The following is a 15983-nucleotide window of genomic DNA, read 5'->3' on the forward strand; positions in this document are numbered from 1 at the left end:
TTTTTTTTGTTTCAAGAAACAGCAGCTCCCAATTAAGAAGTGCTATAAATTTCTGATTAATTTTGTCCCATAAAGTGCAAGAAAAATGCGAGATCCGCTTCAAGGTGTTTCTTCATTAGTTCTTCTGCTTCTTCTGGATTCCGGTTTCTGATTGCCTGGCAAATCTGATCATGCTCATCAATCAAATGTGGCCGCTTATGATAGACAACGGTTTTACGAAAAAGGTAAATGATCGATTGCATTCGGTCCATTATTTTAATCATTACTTTGTTGTTGTTCGTGTCTAAAATAATTTCATGAAATGCTTTGTTAGCTTTCATAATTTCTTCGGTTGTTCCATTTCGTCCGATGTCTACACATTTTTGTAACTCTTCAATCGCTTCCTCACTCATATACGTAGCTGAAGCGCGTGCAGCAAATCCTTCTAAAAGAATACGAACTTGAAAAATTTCTCTCATATCTTTTTCAGTTGGCAGGACGACTCGTTTATCTTGAATTAGATCTTCTTGCTCAAGCTTACGAATCGCTTCTCTAATCGGCGTCCGACTTACTCCAAGTTCTTTAGCAAGCTTTTCTTCTACCAACTTTGTACCGCCTGCAATCTCTCCGTTTAAAACTTTATCTCGAATACTTTCATAGGCATGCTGATAAGCAGATTGTGAAGCATTTTTTTTCATAATGAACTCCTGTTAGTAACAATTTAGTTTCTAAATAAACTATTCACTTACCAATTCTATCACTTAAATTATAGAGCGAAACATCCCTAATGAAAAGCGATCAGTAATTTTGTATACAATTTAATTAAAATTGTATACAAAATACAAAATATCGTGTACACTCAAAACAAGAAATGAAAGCGCTATTAAAAAAGGAGAGGTTATGATGAATGAAAATATAGGATTTATTGGTTTAGGAATTATGGGTAAGCCGATGGTAAAAAATTTAGTGAAGTCCGGCATGAAAGTAACCGTCTTTGATATTAATCAAAAAGCTGTGCAAGAATGTGTTGAATTTGGAGCAAGTGGTGCTCACTCCCCAAAAGAAGTTGCAGCAGAGAGTTCAATCATTTTGACGATGCTTCCTAATTCCAATCACGTGAAAAGTGTTATTACAAATGAAAGCGGAATCATTCAAGGAGCTAAGGAAGGAACGGTAGTTGTGGATATGAGTTCTATATCTCCCGTTGTTTCAGAAGAGCTAGCTAATGAATTACGCAACAATGGCATTCATATGCTCGATGCACCTGTAAGCGGTGGGGAGCCAAAAGCAATCGATGGAACATTAGCAATTATGGTAGGTGGAGAAGAGAAAGTGTATGTGAGAGTGCTTCCTGTTCTGCAACATCTTGGTAAAGACATTACCTTAGTTGGAGGAAATGGGTGTGGTGCTACAGCAAAGTTAGCTAATCAGATTATGGTTAATGTGAATATAGCAGCAATGTCTGAAGCGCTTGTTCTAGCTTCAAAAGCGGGAATTGATATTGAGAAAATGTATCAAGCGATTCGTGGAGGCCTTGCAGGAAGTGCCGTATTGGATGCGAAGGTTCCGCTCATTCTTGAAAGAAACTTCGTAGCTGGAGGAAGAATAGATATTAATATGAAGGACCTAACAAACGTGATGGAAACAGCTCATGAAATGGGTGTTCCACTTCCTCTTTCAAGTCAAGTTCTTGAGATGTTTAGTGCTCTTAAAGTAGATGGCAAAGCTGGTGATGACCACGGTGGTCTTGTGCAGTATTATGAGAGTTTGGCAAATACAGTCGTAAAAAAGGAAGTGAAAGAGCATGTCTAACCAGTTAGTAATCGAAGAGATTCCGAAATTAAAATCGATAGATTACGAGGCAATTTCTAATCTGTGGAAAAAAGAGCGATCTGATTTTAACCATCAGATCGTGGTGTTAGATGATGATCCTACTGGAGTACAGACTGTTCATGGGGTATCCGTTTATACAGATTGGACAGAAAAAACAATTAACCTGGGGTTTGAAGAAGAGACTAGTATATTTTTCATTCTTACGAATTCACGGGCATTGTCTGAGCAAGACACTAGAAATCTTCATCATACGATTGCAGAACGTGTTGGCCGCGTTGCACGTGACCTAAATAAACCTTATCTCATTATTAGTAGAGGGGATTCAACTTTACGAGGGCACTATCCTCTCGAAACAGAAGTTATGAAAGACCGTATCGAAGAGAGCGATGAACCGATAGATGGTGAAGTGATTATCCCATTTTTTAAAGAAGGCGGCCGCTTGACGATCGATAACATTCACTATGTTCAAAATGAGAGCGTTCTAATTCCGGCAGGTGAAACGGAATTTGCTAAAGATCGAACGTTTGGATTTAAATCAAGCGACTTAACTGAGTGGGTTGAGGAAAAAACGGCTGGAGAATTTACAAAAGAAGAGGTTACTTCGATATCTCTTGAGGATATTCGTGAACTGCGAATTGATAAAATAGTAGACCAATTAGCCGATGTATCTGATTTTGGAAAGGTTATTGTCAATGCGGTTGAAGAAGAAGATATTAAAGTATTTACAATTGCATTAATGAAAGCTATGAAAAATGGAAAACGCTTTATTTTTAGAACAGCAGCAACGTTCACAAAGATCATTGGTGATATTTCATCTAAGCCTCTTCTGACAAGTGAACAATTAATTGCGAAAGACGCCACCAGTGGAGGACTTATTGTTGTTGGTTCTCACGTACAGAAATCAACTGATCAACTAAATGCATTAAAAGAACTCTCTCAAGTGCATGCGATTGAATTTGACTGTCACCTAGTTTTGGAAGCTGAAGCGTTCAAATCCGAAGTAAAGCGCGTTAGGGAAGAAGCAGAAGCGAAGGTTGCAGAAGGAACAACCGTTGTCATCTATACGAGAAGAGAGCGATTAGATCTCGGTGAAGGAATGAAGGAAGAGGAGCTTAAACTTTCAGTTGAGATATCGAATGCTGTAACGAGTATTGTAAGAGACTTCTCCGTTGCACCTAAATATGTTATTGCGAAAGGCGGCATTACGTCTAGTGATGTTGGAACGAATGGTCTTCAAGTGAAGAGAGCGACTGTTCTCGGACAGGCGGCGCCTGGCATTCCCGTTTGGGAAACGGATGAAAATAGTAAATTTCCACACCTTCCTTATATCATTTTCCCCGGAAATGTTGGGGCAGTCACAACGCTTAGAGATATTGTTCAAAATATAGAGAGGGTATAACCTTTCAAACGGAGGAGTTGACAGTATGGTAACTGGTAACATGCTTATCTTAATCTTTTTGCTTTCGCTCGTCGCCTTGTTTGTTCTAATATTAAAATTCAAGCTTGAGCCTTTTCTGGCATTGATTGGCGTTGCGTTTGGGACAGCACTTATCATTGGAATTCCAATTATTGAAATACCAGGCATTATCACGACCGGCTTCGGTAATACTCTTGCTGGAGTTGGAATTCTAATTGGACTTGGTGTGATTTTTGGACAGTTTCTAGCTTCTTCAGGAGCTGTTGAGAAAATTGCCCAATCGGTACTGAAAGTTTTCGGAGCTAAGAAATCAGCAGCTGGACTTGCACTTACCGGAACAGCCGTATCAATTCCTGTTTATTTTGACGCTGCATTCGTTATATTAACAGGTTTAATCAAGAGTCTTTCAAGAAAAACGGGCATTTCAATTGTCACGTTTGTAACTGCTCTCGGTGTAGGTTTAATCGTGTCACATAGCATGATTGCTCCAACGCCAGGACCGCTAGTTGTCGCTGAGAATACTGGTTCAGATTTAGGACTGTTCATAATCTACGGACTCGTTTGCGCGATCCCTGCGACATTAGTAGGTGGATATTTCTATGGAATGTTTATCGGAAAGCGCGTTCAGTCTAAACCTGATGAAGCAGAACAAGAAGTAGCGGTAGCGAGTGAAACACCGTCGAAGGAAATTAGTACGGGATTAGCTTATGCGATGCTAGTGCTACCAATCGCCCTTATTTTAGCAAATACCGTTTCACAGCTTCTTGTTCCTGGCACTACTTTTGCATCAACACTCGCTTTTATTGGGGATAAAAACATGGCGCTGTTCATAAGTGTAATCGTTGCCATTCTAGTGCTAACTCCTTATATCAATGCACCAAAGCAAACACTGTATACAGATGCCGTTAACTCAGCTGGTGTTATTCTACTTATCACTGGTGCAGGTGGTGCATTTGGAGCAGTAATCAATCAGAGCGGTATTGGTGATCATTTAATCCAAACGATGCAGAACTGGAGTATTCCTGCTCTACTGCTAGCCTTTATTTTCTCTCAAATTCTGCGTGCTTCATTAGGATCAACAACTGTTGCGCTTGTAACGACATCAAGCATACTTGGTCCACTTGCTCTTGATCTTGGTGTATCACCTGTCTTATTGGGTCTTGCTATTTGTGCCGGTGGTGTTGGACTTTCGCTACCGAACGATTCTGGATTCTGGGTGGTTAGTCGTTTTGGTAAATTAACAGTACCTGAGACAATTAAAGCTTGGACCATTGGAGGCTTTATCGCAGGATTAAGTGCACTAGGTATGGTATATCTCCTTAGTGTTTTCTCTGGAATTTTACCAGGTATTTAAGCAGGGCATTTGCCCTGCTTTTTGTGTTTTTCTAGACTAGCATGACTTTTGTAGGGGTTAATAGATCGTTATATCCGACATTTAAGGTGGGGAAGAAAACATTCATTTATTACGATTCTTCAGATTCAGTATAAATAAATACTTTGCAAATATACTCAAAGAAAACTCGGGTGAATCAACCATATTGATTCGATCATCTAGATCTCTCCTTAATTTATGTGAACGAATTAGTAGAACCATCAAATCATTCCATAACGAAAAAAGCTGGCCACCCTAAAATAACGAGTGACCAACTTCTCTTTTTCTTACGTCTATGCCTTTATTTTACCCATTCATTAATCAAATCTTGGTTCTCTTTAACCCATTTCCGAGCCCCATCAACAGGCTCATCGCTACTTTCTACATAGTGAATAAGTTCGGCGACTTGTTGATCATTCATCTTCCAATTTTTGAACCACTTGCTTACTTCTGGGTAGTCTTTTTCAAATCCTTGTCTTGTAGCATGGTGGATTTTTTCCACACCTCCGTATGTATTTTGTGAATCTTCCAGAAATTTTAAGTCATATTTGGAAAATACCCAGTGTGGGCTCCAAAGTGGCGCTACAATTGGTTCTTCATCTTTTACTGCTTTTTTAATTTCAGCTAACATGGCGGATTCAGAGCTTGGTACTAATTCAAAATCAAGATTATAGTCCTTAATTAATTGTTCCGTCACTTCCATCGTACCTGCTCCTGGATCAAAACCAACAATTTCACTATTGAACATTTCTTTATGTTCTTTTAAGTCTTTTACGCTATTAATGTCTTCTAAATAGGTAGGAACAACAAGGCCTACTTTTGCATTGTCAAACCAAGTCGCATCTGAGAAATTAACCGTATCTTGATATTTCTCCAAATAGTTAGCATCCTGGACGGGTAACCATACTTCTAAACTAGCATCTAAATCGCCACTGTCTAAGGCCGTCATTGTTGAACCCATGTTCAAATAGTTAAACTCCACATCGTACCCTTTATCTTCTAGAATAACTTTCCACATATTTGTGACGGCAATATTTTCAGCCCAACTAATTTGACCAATTGATAATGTTTTATCCTTTTCCTCTGATGCTGTACCTGCTTGGTCATTGTTTCCGCATGCTGTCAGTACAGCAACCATTATAATGGCTAAAATAAAACTAAGTCCTTTTTTCATGTTGATTAACTCCCCTGTTGTATTTAGTATTATTTCCAAAACATCCAAATAATTTAATTCATTAAGAATTTATTTAACGAAAATACAAAACAAATCTACCTTTCTTATGTAATAGTGGAACATTGTTATAACTAGGTAGTCTATAGCAGAGTTTGATTAGACTACCTAATCACATCTTATTAATTTAATCTTGTTGATCCTTCGGTAAGAATTCGAATATCTTGCCGCTTCTTATACTTTCAACTAAGTCATCCAACCAGTAATAGTATTTTTTAGACTCTTCTAATTGATCATAGTGTTTCTTTGCGGTTGCAACAATTTCTGGTGTACTAGTGGAATCTTTTATGATATCTATGAAATCTTCTTGTGACTCCTCAATTGCTTCCAAATTCATTTTTACTTCGCGTTCCCACATTTGACAATAGAACGCCATAAAGGAACGGAAGAAATTTTTCTCCGCTACGTAAGTATGTTTCCTAGAACCGCGTGTGAATGTTTTTTTTACCATTTCTATTTCTTGAAGCTTTCGGACGCTAGTACTCATACTTGGTTTGCTCATTTCGAGTTCTGTACGCATTTCATCAAGTGTCATCTGATCTTTAAAGTACATCGTTGCGTATAAATTTGCAGCAGCTGGTGTTACACCATATAAATCCATAGTCTCTGCAATGGCGCCAATAACTTTATCTTTGGCTTCTTCTATTTTAATTTCGTGTCTTTCAATAGATTCACTCATTAGGTCGCTCCTTCGGTATAAAGTAAACCACATTAAATATTTAAAAAATATTCTTTACAAAGTTAATGTTAACGTGTTCAGATAAAATGTCAAATGCAAGGTTTTCATTTCGCGAATTGAAAACACCTATGACATCACTAGTTATAATCATTCTAGTTAATTTTAATTCTTACTATACCTCATCTCTGAATAAATTTTGACAGCCTTAACATAGCATGTTAACGTTAAGTGTGTTAAATAAATTTTTAATAAACTTAACTTAATTCAAAATTGGAGTTGATAGATATGAATCTAAAACTACAACAATACATAAATGGCAAATGGGTAGAAGCGAACTCTGGGAATACACGTACTATTATTAATCCATTTAACCAGGAGGTTATTGCTACTGTTCCAGAAGGTGATGAATCAGATGCAAAAGCAGCGATTGCTGCAGCAAGAGAAGCATTTGATAACGGAGAATGGGCTACTACACCAGCAACTGAGCGAGGAGCTATCGTAAGAAAAATTGCTGAATTCATTGAAAGAGACAGTGAAGAACTAGCTCACTTAGAATCGTTGGATACAGGTAAAACAGTTGAAGAAAGCCGTGGAGACATGGATGATATCGCTGGAGTATTTCGTTATTTTGCTGAACTAGCAGATAAAGATGGTGGAGAACTAATCGATTCCCCAGTACCTAACTCGATCAGCAAAGTGGTCCGTGAACCAGTTGGTGTATGTGGCCAAATTACTCCTTGGAATTATCCTCTTCTTCAAGCGTCCTGGAAACTAGCTCCTGCGCTTGCGACAGGAAATACGTTGATTATAAAGCCAAGTGAAATTACACCGCTCACTCATATAAAAGTCTTTGAACTGATGGAAGAAGCAGGAGTGCCTGCCGGTGTTGCAAACCTAGTTCTTGGAGCTGGCGATACAATTGGCAGCGAGCTGTCTAGTAATGAGGATGTAGATCTGATTTCTTTCACAGGTGGGATTGCAACCGGAAAGAAAATTATGCAAGCTGCAAGCATGAATGTGAAGAAACTTGCACTTGAGCTTGGCGGGAAAAACCCGAATATTATTTTCGCTGATGCTGATTTTGATATTGCAGTGGATCAAGCGTTAAACGGAGTATTCTTCCACGCAGGACAAATTTGTTCAGCTGGTACTAGATTGATTGTAGAAGAAAGCATTCACGATGAGTTCGTTAACGCGCTTGTTGAGCGAGTGAAGAAATTCAAACTAGGAAGCGGATTTAATGAAGATACTCAAATGGGTCCTCTAATTTCGGCAGAACATCTTGAGAAAGTAGAAAAGTATGTAGAAGCAGGGATTCAAGAAGGTGCTACAGTAGCAGTAGGCGGTAAACGCCCAGAAGATCCTGAATTGCAAAAAGGCTTTTTCTACTTGCCTACGATCTTCACAGATTGCACCACAGACATGAGTGTTGTACAAGAAGAAGGGTTTGGTCCAATTATTACGGTTGAGAAATTCAGTACAGAAGAAGAAGCGGTCAAACTATCGAATGACTCGATCTACGGACTTGCTGGCGGCGTCTTTACAAACGATATTGCAAAAGCGGAACGCTGTGCAGCGAAAATGCGCATGGGTACTGTTTGGATCAATGAATTCAACCTTTATTTCCCACACGCACCGTGGGGTGGATATAAGCAATCTGGTATCGGGCGCGAACTAGGTAAATTAGGTATGGAAGAATATACAGAAACAAAGCATATCTTCCAAAACCTTAAGCCTGAAACGATCAACTGGTTCTAAGAGAACGATCTCTTCTTACTATTCTATAGGATGAAATCAAGCTGATAAATCGTCTAAACATAAAATATAGCAAACTAGAAACTACATGTAATAGGGATGAAGGAATACCTGGCAATGCGTTTATTGTCTGAATACCTTTTTCCTATTTCAACATCAAGGAGGAACAGTGTATGACTGAATCATATGATTATGTAATTGTTGGTGGTGGTAGTGCGGGTTCTGTACTCGGCAACCGCCTAAGTGAAGATGGAAAGAAAAGTGTGCTTGTATTAGAGGCTGGACGAAGTGATTATTCATGGGATCTCCTGATCCAAATGCCAGCAGCTCTACCTTTTCCATCAGGAAAAGATCTCTACGATTGGCAATACGAGACGGACCCTGAGCCATACATGAAGGGAAGGAATATCCCGCATGCTAGAGGGAAGGTGCTCGGCGGTTCTAGTTCTATTAACGGCATGATCTATCAACGCGGAAATCCGATGGACTATGAGCGATGGGGAGCAGACACAGGTATGGAAAGTTGGAATTTTGCTCACTGTCTTCCTTATTTCAAACGATTGGAAAATGCTCTGGCATCACCGGATGATGATCTTCGCGGTCACGACGGTCCGATCAAATTAGAACGCGGACCTGCCAAGAATCCATTATTCCAGGCATTCTTCAATGCGGGTGTAGAAGCTGGTTATTCACGTACTCCGGATGTGAACGGCTTTCGTCAGGAAGGTTTCGGACCGTTTGATAAGCATGTGTACAAAGGTCAGCGTCTGTCCGCTTCACGTGCCTACCTACATCCATTTATGGATCGTGAGAACTTAACGGTGAAAACACGTGCTTTTGTTTCGAGCATCGACTTCGATGGTAAACGTGCCAAAGGATTGACGTATCGCCGAAACGGAAAAACTCATCAAGTTGAAGCAGGTGAAGTAATTCTTTCAGGCGGTGCGATCGCCACGCCGCAAATGCTTCAACTAGCAGGAATCGGGGATGCTAAACATCTTCGCTCCCTTGACATCGAACCGATCGTAGACCTTCCTGGAGTAGGCGAAAACCTTCAGGATCACCTGGAAGTCTATGTGCAACATACATGTCCAGAGCCTGTTTCTGAACAGCCTAATCTAAGTAAAGCGCGTATGCCTTGGATTGGCTTGCAGTGGATGCTTGGACGAACTGGACCAGCAGCAACCAATCACTTCGAAGGTGGAGGGTTCGTACGTTCAAACGAGGATGTTGATTACCCGAACTTAATGTTCCACTTCCTTCCTGTCGCGGTACGATACGATGGTCAAAAAGCGGCTACAAAACACGGATTCCAAGTACATATCGGACCGATGTACTCTGATGCCCGCGGCTCATTGAAAATTCGCTCGAAAGATCCGAAAGAACATCCGAGCATGGTGTACAACTACCTTTCTACAGAACAGGACAAGCGTGAGTGGGTAGAAGCGATTAAAGTTACTCGTGACATTATGTCTCAACCAGCCATGAAAAAATATAATGGCGGCGAAATCTCACCTGGTCCTTCTGTGCAAACAGAGGAAGAAATCCTTGAGTGGGTGAAAGAAGATGCTGAGACGGCACTTCATCCATCATGTACTTGTAAAATGGGACCTAAGTCAGATCCTATGGCTGTCCTAGATCCGGAAACGATGAAGGTGCACGGAGTGGAAAACCTACGAGTGGTCGATGCATCTGCTATGCCTTACGTTACGAACGGCAATATCCACGCACCAGTATTGATGTTAGCGGAAAAGGCAGCGGATCTCATCCTTGGACGTAAACCGCTGGATCCAATTGATGCGGACTTCTATCGTCATGGTGTACATCCGGCCGATGCAGGAACAGTAACAGAATAACGCTTTTCATGAGAAGGACTCTTTCAACATGTATTTGTTTATGCAGCGTACATGGATGATCGAGTGCCTTCTCTTTTTTATCGGGGTGCCATAAATCCACCCTTCTGCTAGAAGGAAGCAAATCGAAAGCCAAGAGTGTTAAGTAAAAGCATTCTTGGCTTTTACTATTTATAGGGTTTCATCTGGAAGGAATTGATTATACTGAAGGTTATCCACAAGTCAGATGTACTTATAAGAGTAGTTAAAAAGGAAAGAGTGTTCTTATTGGATAGATGAACTTTAAACCCTTTGATAGTTCTAGAGATCATCGTCGCCTAGAAACTGTTAAGATGCAACAAAGCTTAGGCTTTCTCTCAAAGAATGATATCTCAAGAAAAGGAATATCCCTCTAAGCAATGATGAAGTGCCTTGTATGGCGCTCTTGTTAATTTTGAGAGGGTGCAGTTATGATGTCTCTGGAATCTATGTAAGGTTGATAGAACGTAAACATATAAAAAAAGCTTACTTCATAAAAATTAATGAAGTAAGCTTTTTTATTTTATCACCCATTTAAAAATTATGAGGCAATCTTTTCATTACCGTTCTCTCTCTCTTTTGGCATTAATAAAGGCATAGGTGGACACATTTTTTTAGTCATTTTAGAAACAACGATAATCGTAACTAAGCCTGCAACCATTGCGAGCGTACGAAATGGAAACAGTACTATGCCGTCTTCAATCATGGGATATGGTAGGAAGACTGGAAGTCCAATGATTGGTTCTCCGCCACCAATTCGAAGGATGAAAGAAACGATTAATCCTGCAATTGAACCGTATTTATTTGCATCTTTAAAGAACAAAGCGGTAGTTAACTGAGGAAATAGAATAACATATACAAGGTCTGCAGCAAGATACCATAAAGCATAAACACTTTGAACATTTAGTGCAATGATGGTGGCTGCAATACCAACAAGGATGATCGAGCGCTTAATCATTTTCTTAAGTTGATCGCTTGATGCATTGGGTTTGAAAAGTGGTCGATACACATTCCACGCAGCCATGGAAGATGCTGATAGAATGGAAGAGTCCATTGAAGACATCACGGCTGCAGCGAGAGCTCCCAATCCAATTGCACCAATAATATCAGGCGTTAAATATTGCAAAACATAAGGAAGAATCATAGATGGGTTTTCGGGAGCCTCTAAACCGAGACTTGCCCAATCTGTATCTAATCCGATAGCACCTATGATAACGGCTGGTATGGCTGCAATAATACAGATAAATCCTGCTATGATTGAAAGCCACATTGCAGTGTTCTCCGTTTTAGCAGAAAGAACACGCTGGAAATATACCTGCCAGGGAATTCCTCCGAATATTAGTAATAATGCAAAGTCCCACCAGTTCCAATAATAGTTTCCCCACTCAGGATCTTTCCACCCATCTAGTGGTGGAAACAGACTTGCATAGCTCCCCATATCTGATTGATAGTGACCCCAAACCGAACTTAAGCCACCTACCTCTGATAGGGCAAAAGGAAGTACTAAGAACAGACCGATCATGACTGCGAGCATTTGAAAAACATCAGTAAAGGCAACTGACCACATACCTCCAACGACAGTGTACGCAACGGCAATTATCGCTGATAGAATAATAGATGTTTGAAAGTCTAAACCCAGAATCGTTCCAAAAGTTGTTCCTAAAGCTGTTAAAATCGCACCACTCCAAAAGACTTCACCTAATAGAGCGGGGATATATAAGACACCAGCAACTTTCTTACCGAAGCGCTGTTCAAGTGGATCAATCATTGTCATAAATTCGTATCGACGCATTTTTCTAGCATAGAAGATACCGCCAATAATTAAACTTAGTGCATAACCCCATGGCGCCTGGGCCCATGCTAATCCAAGTGAATACGTTGATTCTGCAGTACCAGATATGTAACCCCCGCCGACCCAGGTGGCAGCCATTGTAAACATCGAGATCCATAATGGTAAGGACCGTTTCGCTACCATCATATCTGATGCAGATTCAGATTTGCCACTGGCCATAAAAGCACCGATATAATAGATTATTCCATAGAATACTAACATGGCAATAAATGAGCCCCAGTTAATATTTGAATTTGACGTTCCTAAATAAATAAACATTATTAAAACAGCTGCTACAAATGTACCTATTTTTAAAAGATTTCCTTTTCGTTCACTCAAATACCTTCACCTCTAGTAATTTTAAATTAAAATCATTTCTAGTCGTATCCCTGTTTGGGAAGCTTAGGTTTGATTTTTCTTTAATCGATAAATTTCATTTTTTACTGATTGGAAGCTGTAAACAAATCGTTTTAGTCTCTATAAAATTTTGTGAGGTTTTGCGCCAAGTCAATTATATTGGAATCACATTTCCTATTCATTTTATTCAACTTCTTAAAGCTCCTTTCATTCAGAAAGTTAATTTTGTTAAATATTTTCTTAACGTATTTAATAAATATTACATGATTAGATTTTGTTGTCAAATACACTATCGATATATAAATAGTCATAGATCACTATTTTAAGGTTGGGCAAGAAGTATACAAATATCTAATTTCGGTGGTAGATTGCTTAAACTTTTTGACAGATAAAAGCATAGATGATAGCATTTAAGTTCGTTGAAAACGTTTAAAAAACATTTAACAAAATTAACTTCTTTAGGCATGTTCCTGTATTTAATAACGTCGAAAGCTCAATGGATACTATAAATGGAATTGGCATTAGTTCTTGATTATGAAACAAATGAAGAAAAGAAGAAGTCGTTAGAAGGTATATAGATTAATTGTATACGGAACGGTTCAAGGCGTTTCGGAGATTGTTGAAAATAGAGCCTTTTTAAGATAGTGATGAAATCTAGTAGGTAACAAATGAGCTCATTAGTCTGAGGTACGTAAGGAGTGATCATACATGTCATCTACAACATTTCCTATGATTGAACGAATCGAACGAGCAGCTCTACCATTGTTTGCGAGAAAAGGTTTTGAAGGGACATCATTAAGTAAAATTGCTAAAAGTGTCGGAATTAAAAAACCCTCCTTATATGCCCATTTTGATAGTAAAGAAGATCTCTTTCTCTCTATTCTTCAAAAAGTGAATCGAGATTATCGGGATTTTCTAGAAAGGCAAGCACATAAGTATCGCAATATGAGAACGGAGCAGAAGTTATATTGCTTGTTAAAAGATCATACAACTTATCTTGAAAATGAAGATCTAGGTCTTCTATTCAAGAGATTTATGCTTTTCCCACCGCTAGTATTGAAAGATACACTTAATGAACAGTTTATTAAATCAGAGAAAGCATTAACGGATGTATTGATTGAGATTGTAAAAGAAGGAAAGCGAAGAGGAGATATCCAGGCAGATCAAAGTGAGGCAATTGATGCTTATATATGCTTACTAGATGGCACATTTGAACAGCTTTTTTATTATTCTGAAGTGGTACATGAGGAGCGACTTCAAAACGCCTGGCGTATTTTCTGGAGAGGCATTCAGGGGTGTTAGAAATGTATTCATGTGGGGGACGGTTCTACTGATTACATATTAGTATAGAAAGAAAATGAATCTGGATTATTGACCGGGTTAAGTCATTGTTAAATGAACAGTAAAATAATGGGTTATGAATCGCGTGAACGTCCCAATCCTTACAAAAGCCGCCGTTTTATCCAGTAATGGAGAACGGTGGTTTTTTATATGAAAAAATGTTTGCACTTAACGTTAACGTCAATGGTATGCTTGAAACATCAGAAAATTCAGTCATAAGAGGTGATTCCATTGGAGGAATACACAATATCTGAAATCGCTAGCCTCTTTAAGGTAAGTACGCGGACGATTCGCTATTATGAAGAACTTGGATTACTTTCGCCTGTACGAAAAGAAAATGGACAGAGAGAATATGCAAGAAAAGAAAGAACGCGACTTGAGCTTATTTTTAGAGGGAAGAACTTTGGCTTCCAGCTTGAAGAAATCAAAGAGATGATTCAACTGTTCGATCAAGATCGAACAGGGGAGCGACAGCTGAAGAGAACGATTGAATACGGGAAAGAGAAGCTTCTTGAGGTAGAAAATAAGATTAAGGAGCTGAACCAACTTCGAGAAGACATGAAGTGGTATCTTGAGAGTTTTGAGGCGAAATTAAAAGAGGGGAAGTGAAACAATGAGAAACTTTTATACCGAGGATCCGAATTTAGCTACTCTATTAAAAGCTTATCTTGAGCCCGGCTTCTTTCAATGGGCTGAGGAAGAACTGGTGGAATACGGAGCGTTATGTGCAAATGAGATAGATGATCGCGCTCGTCATACCGATCGAGAGGGACAGCCGAAACTGTTGAAGTATGACAAGATGGGCAATGATATTTCGTTCGTCTGGAAAAATGAAGGCTATCTTAAAACGGTTAAACAGACATACGATCGAGGAATTGTTGGCTATGTTCATAAAGAGATACCAGCTTTGGGGCATAAGGGAAACTACATTTACTCGTTTGCACAAGGGTATCTTCTTTCGCAATCAGAACCTGGCTTCTATTGCCCAGTAACCTTGACGATGGCAACAGCTTACTTAATTGATCACTATGCTGATGAAAAGTTGAAGGAGAAATTTCTCCCTCATGTGCTTGCAACTGGAGATGTCGAGCTTTATGAAGGAGCGACCTTCTTAACCGAACGCCAGGGAGGCTCTGATGTAGGTGCGAATGAAACACGTGCTGTGAAAGAAGGAGAGAACTACCTTTTAACTGGTGAGAAATATTTTGCGAGTAATGCAGGGGCATGTGGTGTTGCGATGGTCCTCGCTCGAATTGATGATCAAAAGCAAGGTACTAAGGGGCTTAGCTTGTTCTTAGTGCCATGGAAAAAGGATGATGGATCTAACAACAATCTTTCCATTAGAAGGTTAAAAGACAAATTAGGCGTAAAGGCTGTTCCTTCCGCTGAGGTTTTGCTTGAAGGTTCGAAAGCATACCTTGTTGGAGATGCATCAAAAGGTTTCTCTTACATGGCAGAAGCGTTAAATCTATCTCGCCTTTGCAATGCTGTTGCTTCAGTCGGTATTATGCAGCGAGCGTACCTGGAAGCGAAAAGCTATGCTTATGAACGTGGCGCTTTTAAGCAAAAGCTAAAAGACTTCCCGATGATACGAGAATCGCTCGTGAATATGAAAGTAAAGCATGAAGTTGAAATGAGCGCCCTGTTCTCAAGCATTGCCCTTTTTGAAAAAGTAGCAAGCGGTCAAAGTAGCGAAGAAGAGCAGGCGTTAAATCGACTACTTATTGCATTAGTGAAAAAAGAAACGGCAGAACAGGCTGTTCACTTTTCACATGAGGCAATTGAAATGCATGGGGGAAATGGCTATATAGAAGATTTTGTAACACCACGCTTACTTCGGGATGCTCAAGTATTAACCGTGTGGGAAGGAACAGCAAATATACTAGGACTTGAAGTGCTTCGTTTAATTCATAAGTATGAAGTGCACCATTTATTTTTCGCAAGAATGAAAAGGGAATTAGACAATCTACCTGAAAACCTAGCTCTAGAGAAAACAAAAGTAATGAAAGCCATCGATTCAGCTCATGCCCGTATCAATCAGATTTCTCAGATGAATCAGTCGATGCAAACCTATCATTCGAAGCGGATGACAAAATGGTTAACGAATATCTTTGAGTCTACGATTGCGCTAAAGGATGCGGCTCAGTATGGTGAAAGGAAACAAGCTATCTCTCGTATCTTTATTGAACATACCTTGCAAAGTGACCCTTACTTGCTTAGTGAGCTTGCCTTAAAACACTATGAACTTATCGTAGAGAAAACGCCAGTGTCTTCAGAATTACAAAGGAATTAACAATAAGGCTATGTTAATCAACAA

At 39.5% G+C, this 15983-nt stretch carries 12 protein-coding genes; 8 read left to right on the forward strand and 4 right to left on the reverse strand.

Annotation, left to right across the window (positions count from 1 at the left end; all coding sequences use genetic code 11):
- Positions 1–56: 56 nt before the first annotated feature.
- The gene (locus AB986_RS15270) at positions 57–677 is read right to left on the reverse strand and encodes a GntR family transcriptional regulator (RefSeq protein WP_048312095.1); all 621 of its coding nucleotides are present in this window, start codon (positions 675–677) and stop codon (positions 57–59) included.
- Positions 678–879: 202 nt separating this feature from the next.
- Here AB986_RS15270 and garR point away from each other — a divergent pair, with 202 nt between their 5' ends.
- From garR to AB986_RS15285, 3 genes are read left to right on the forward strand one after another with little or no spacing between them, the layout of a single operon-like run.
- Positions 880–1791, forward strand: coding sequence for a 2-hydroxy-3-oxopropionate reductase (gene garR, locus AB986_RS15275; protein WP_084006586.1), 912 nt, complete (start codon positions 880–882; stop codon positions 1789–1791).
- Complete coding sequence (locus AB986_RS15280) at positions 1784–3211, forward strand: four-carbon acid sugar kinase family protein (protein ID WP_048312097.1); 1428 nt, start codon at positions 1784–1786, stop codon at positions 3209–3211. Before garR ends, AB986_RS15280 begins: the two co-directional genes overlap by 8 nt.
- A 25-nt stretch (positions 3212–3236) precedes the next feature.
- Complete coding sequence (locus tag AB986_RS15285; RefSeq protein ID WP_048312098.1) at positions 3237–4583, forward strand: GntP family permease; 1347 nt, start codon at positions 3237–3239, stop codon at positions 4581–4583.
- 319 nt (positions 4584–4902) lie between these two features.
- Here AB986_RS15285 and AB986_RS15290 read toward each other — a convergent pair whose 3' ends face one another.
- Positions 4903–5775: a glycine betaine ABC transporter substrate-binding protein gene (locus AB986_RS15290; protein ID WP_048312099.1), complete on the reverse strand. Its 873-nt coding sequence runs from the start codon at positions 5773–5775 to the stop codon at positions 4903–4905.
- 184 nt (positions 5776–5959) lie between these two features.
- The gene (cudC, locus tag AB986_RS15295) at positions 5960–6511 is read right to left on the reverse strand and encodes a choline uptake/conversion transcriptional regulator CudC (RefSeq protein ID WP_048312100.1); all 552 of its coding nucleotides are present in this window, start codon (positions 6509–6511) and stop codon (positions 5960–5962) included.
- 285 nt (positions 6512–6796) lie between these two features.
- Between cudC and betB the strand changes: the two genes are divergently transcribed.
- Positions 6797–8269 (forward strand): betaine-aldehyde dehydrogenase, encoded by a 1473-nt coding sequence (betB, locus tag AB986_RS15300; RefSeq protein ID WP_048312103.1) that lies wholly within the window; start codon positions 6797–6799, stop codon positions 8267–8269.
- A gap of 170 nt (positions 8270–8439) precedes the next feature.
- Complete coding sequence (gene betA, locus AB986_RS15305) at positions 8440–10122, forward strand: choline dehydrogenase (protein ID WP_048312105.1); 1683 nt, start codon at positions 8440–8442, stop codon at positions 10120–10122.
- Between the two features lie 556 nt (positions 10123–10678).
- On the opposite strand, the gene AB986_RS15310 is transcribed toward betA, so the two are convergent.
- Positions 10679–12247, reverse strand: coding sequence for a high affinity choline transporter 1 (locus tag AB986_RS15310; RefSeq protein WP_084006628.1), 1569 nt, complete (start codon positions 12245–12247; stop codon positions 10679–10681).
- A gap of 786 nt (positions 12248–13033) precedes the next feature.
- Here AB986_RS15310 and AB986_RS15315 point away from each other — a divergent pair.
- The 3 genes from AB986_RS15315 (at position 13034) to AB986_RS15325 (ending at position 15959) form a co-directional block, all read left to right on the forward strand.
- Complete coding sequence (locus tag AB986_RS15315) at positions 13034–13627, forward strand: TetR/AcrR family transcriptional regulator (protein WP_053216213.1); 594 nt, start codon at positions 13034–13036, stop codon at positions 13625–13627.
- A 270-nt stretch (positions 13628–13897) separates the two neighbouring features.
- Complete coding sequence (locus AB986_RS15320; protein ID WP_048312108.1) at positions 13898–14275, forward strand: MerR family transcriptional regulator; 378 nt, start codon at positions 13898–13900, stop codon at positions 14273–14275.
- 4 nt (positions 14276–14279) lie between these two features.
- A complete protein-coding gene (locus AB986_RS15325; protein ID WP_048312109.1) occupies positions 14280–15959 on the forward strand; it encodes an acyl-CoA dehydrogenase family protein in 1680 nt (559 codons plus the stop codon).
- Positions 15960–15983 lie beyond the last annotated feature (24 nt).

It is taken from the genome of Guptibacillus hwajinpoensis (genome assembly GCF_001039475.1).
Taxonomy (GTDB): domain Bacteria; phylum Bacillota; class Bacilli; order Bacillales; family Guptibacillaceae; genus Guptibacillus; species Guptibacillus hwajinpoensis.

What these genes read in the sequence shown, in the direction of transcription:
- AB986_RS15280 (WP_048312097.1), top strand. Translation starts at nt 1,784, where the DNA reads ATGTCTAACCAGTTAGTAATCGAAGAGATTCCGAAATTAAAATCGATA.
- betB (WP_048312103.1), top strand. Translation starts at nt 6,797, where the DNA reads ATGAATCTAAAACTACAACAATACATAAATGGCAAATGGGTAGAAGCG.
- AB986_RS15270 (WP_048312095.1), bottom strand. Translation starts at nt 677, where the DNA reads ATGAAAAAAAATGCTTCACAATCTGCTTATCAGCATGCCTATGAAAGT.
- garR (WP_084006586.1), top strand. Translation starts at nt 880, where the DNA reads ATGATGAATGAAAATATAGGATTTATTGGTTTAGGAATTATGGGTAAG.
- AB986_RS15315 (WP_053216213.1), top strand. Translation starts at nt 13,034, where the DNA reads ATGTCATCTACAACATTTCCTATGATTGAACGAATCGAACGAGCAGCT.
- AB986_RS15285 (WP_048312098.1), top strand. Translation starts at nt 3,237, where the DNA reads ATGGTAACTGGTAACATGCTTATCTTAATCTTTTTGCTTTCGCTCGTC.
- AB986_RS15325 (WP_048312109.1), top strand. Translation starts at nt 14,280, where the DNA reads ATGAGAAACTTTTATACCGAGGATCCGAATTTAGCTACTCTATTAAAA.
- AB986_RS15290 (WP_048312099.1), bottom strand. Translation starts at nt 5,775, where the DNA reads ATGAAAAAAGGACTTAGTTTTATTTTAGCCATTATAATGGTTGCTGTA.
- AB986_RS15310 (WP_084006628.1), bottom strand. Translation starts at nt 12,247, where the DNA reads ATGTTTATTTATTTAGGAACGTCAAATTCAAATATTAACTGGGGCTCA.
- betA (WP_048312105.1), top strand. Translation starts at nt 8,440, where the DNA reads ATGACTGAATCATATGATTATGTAATTGTTGGTGGTGGTAGTGCGGGT.
- cudC (WP_048312100.1), bottom strand. Translation starts at nt 6,511, where the DNA reads ATGAGTGAATCTATTGAAAGACACGAAATTAAAATAGAAGAAGCCAAA.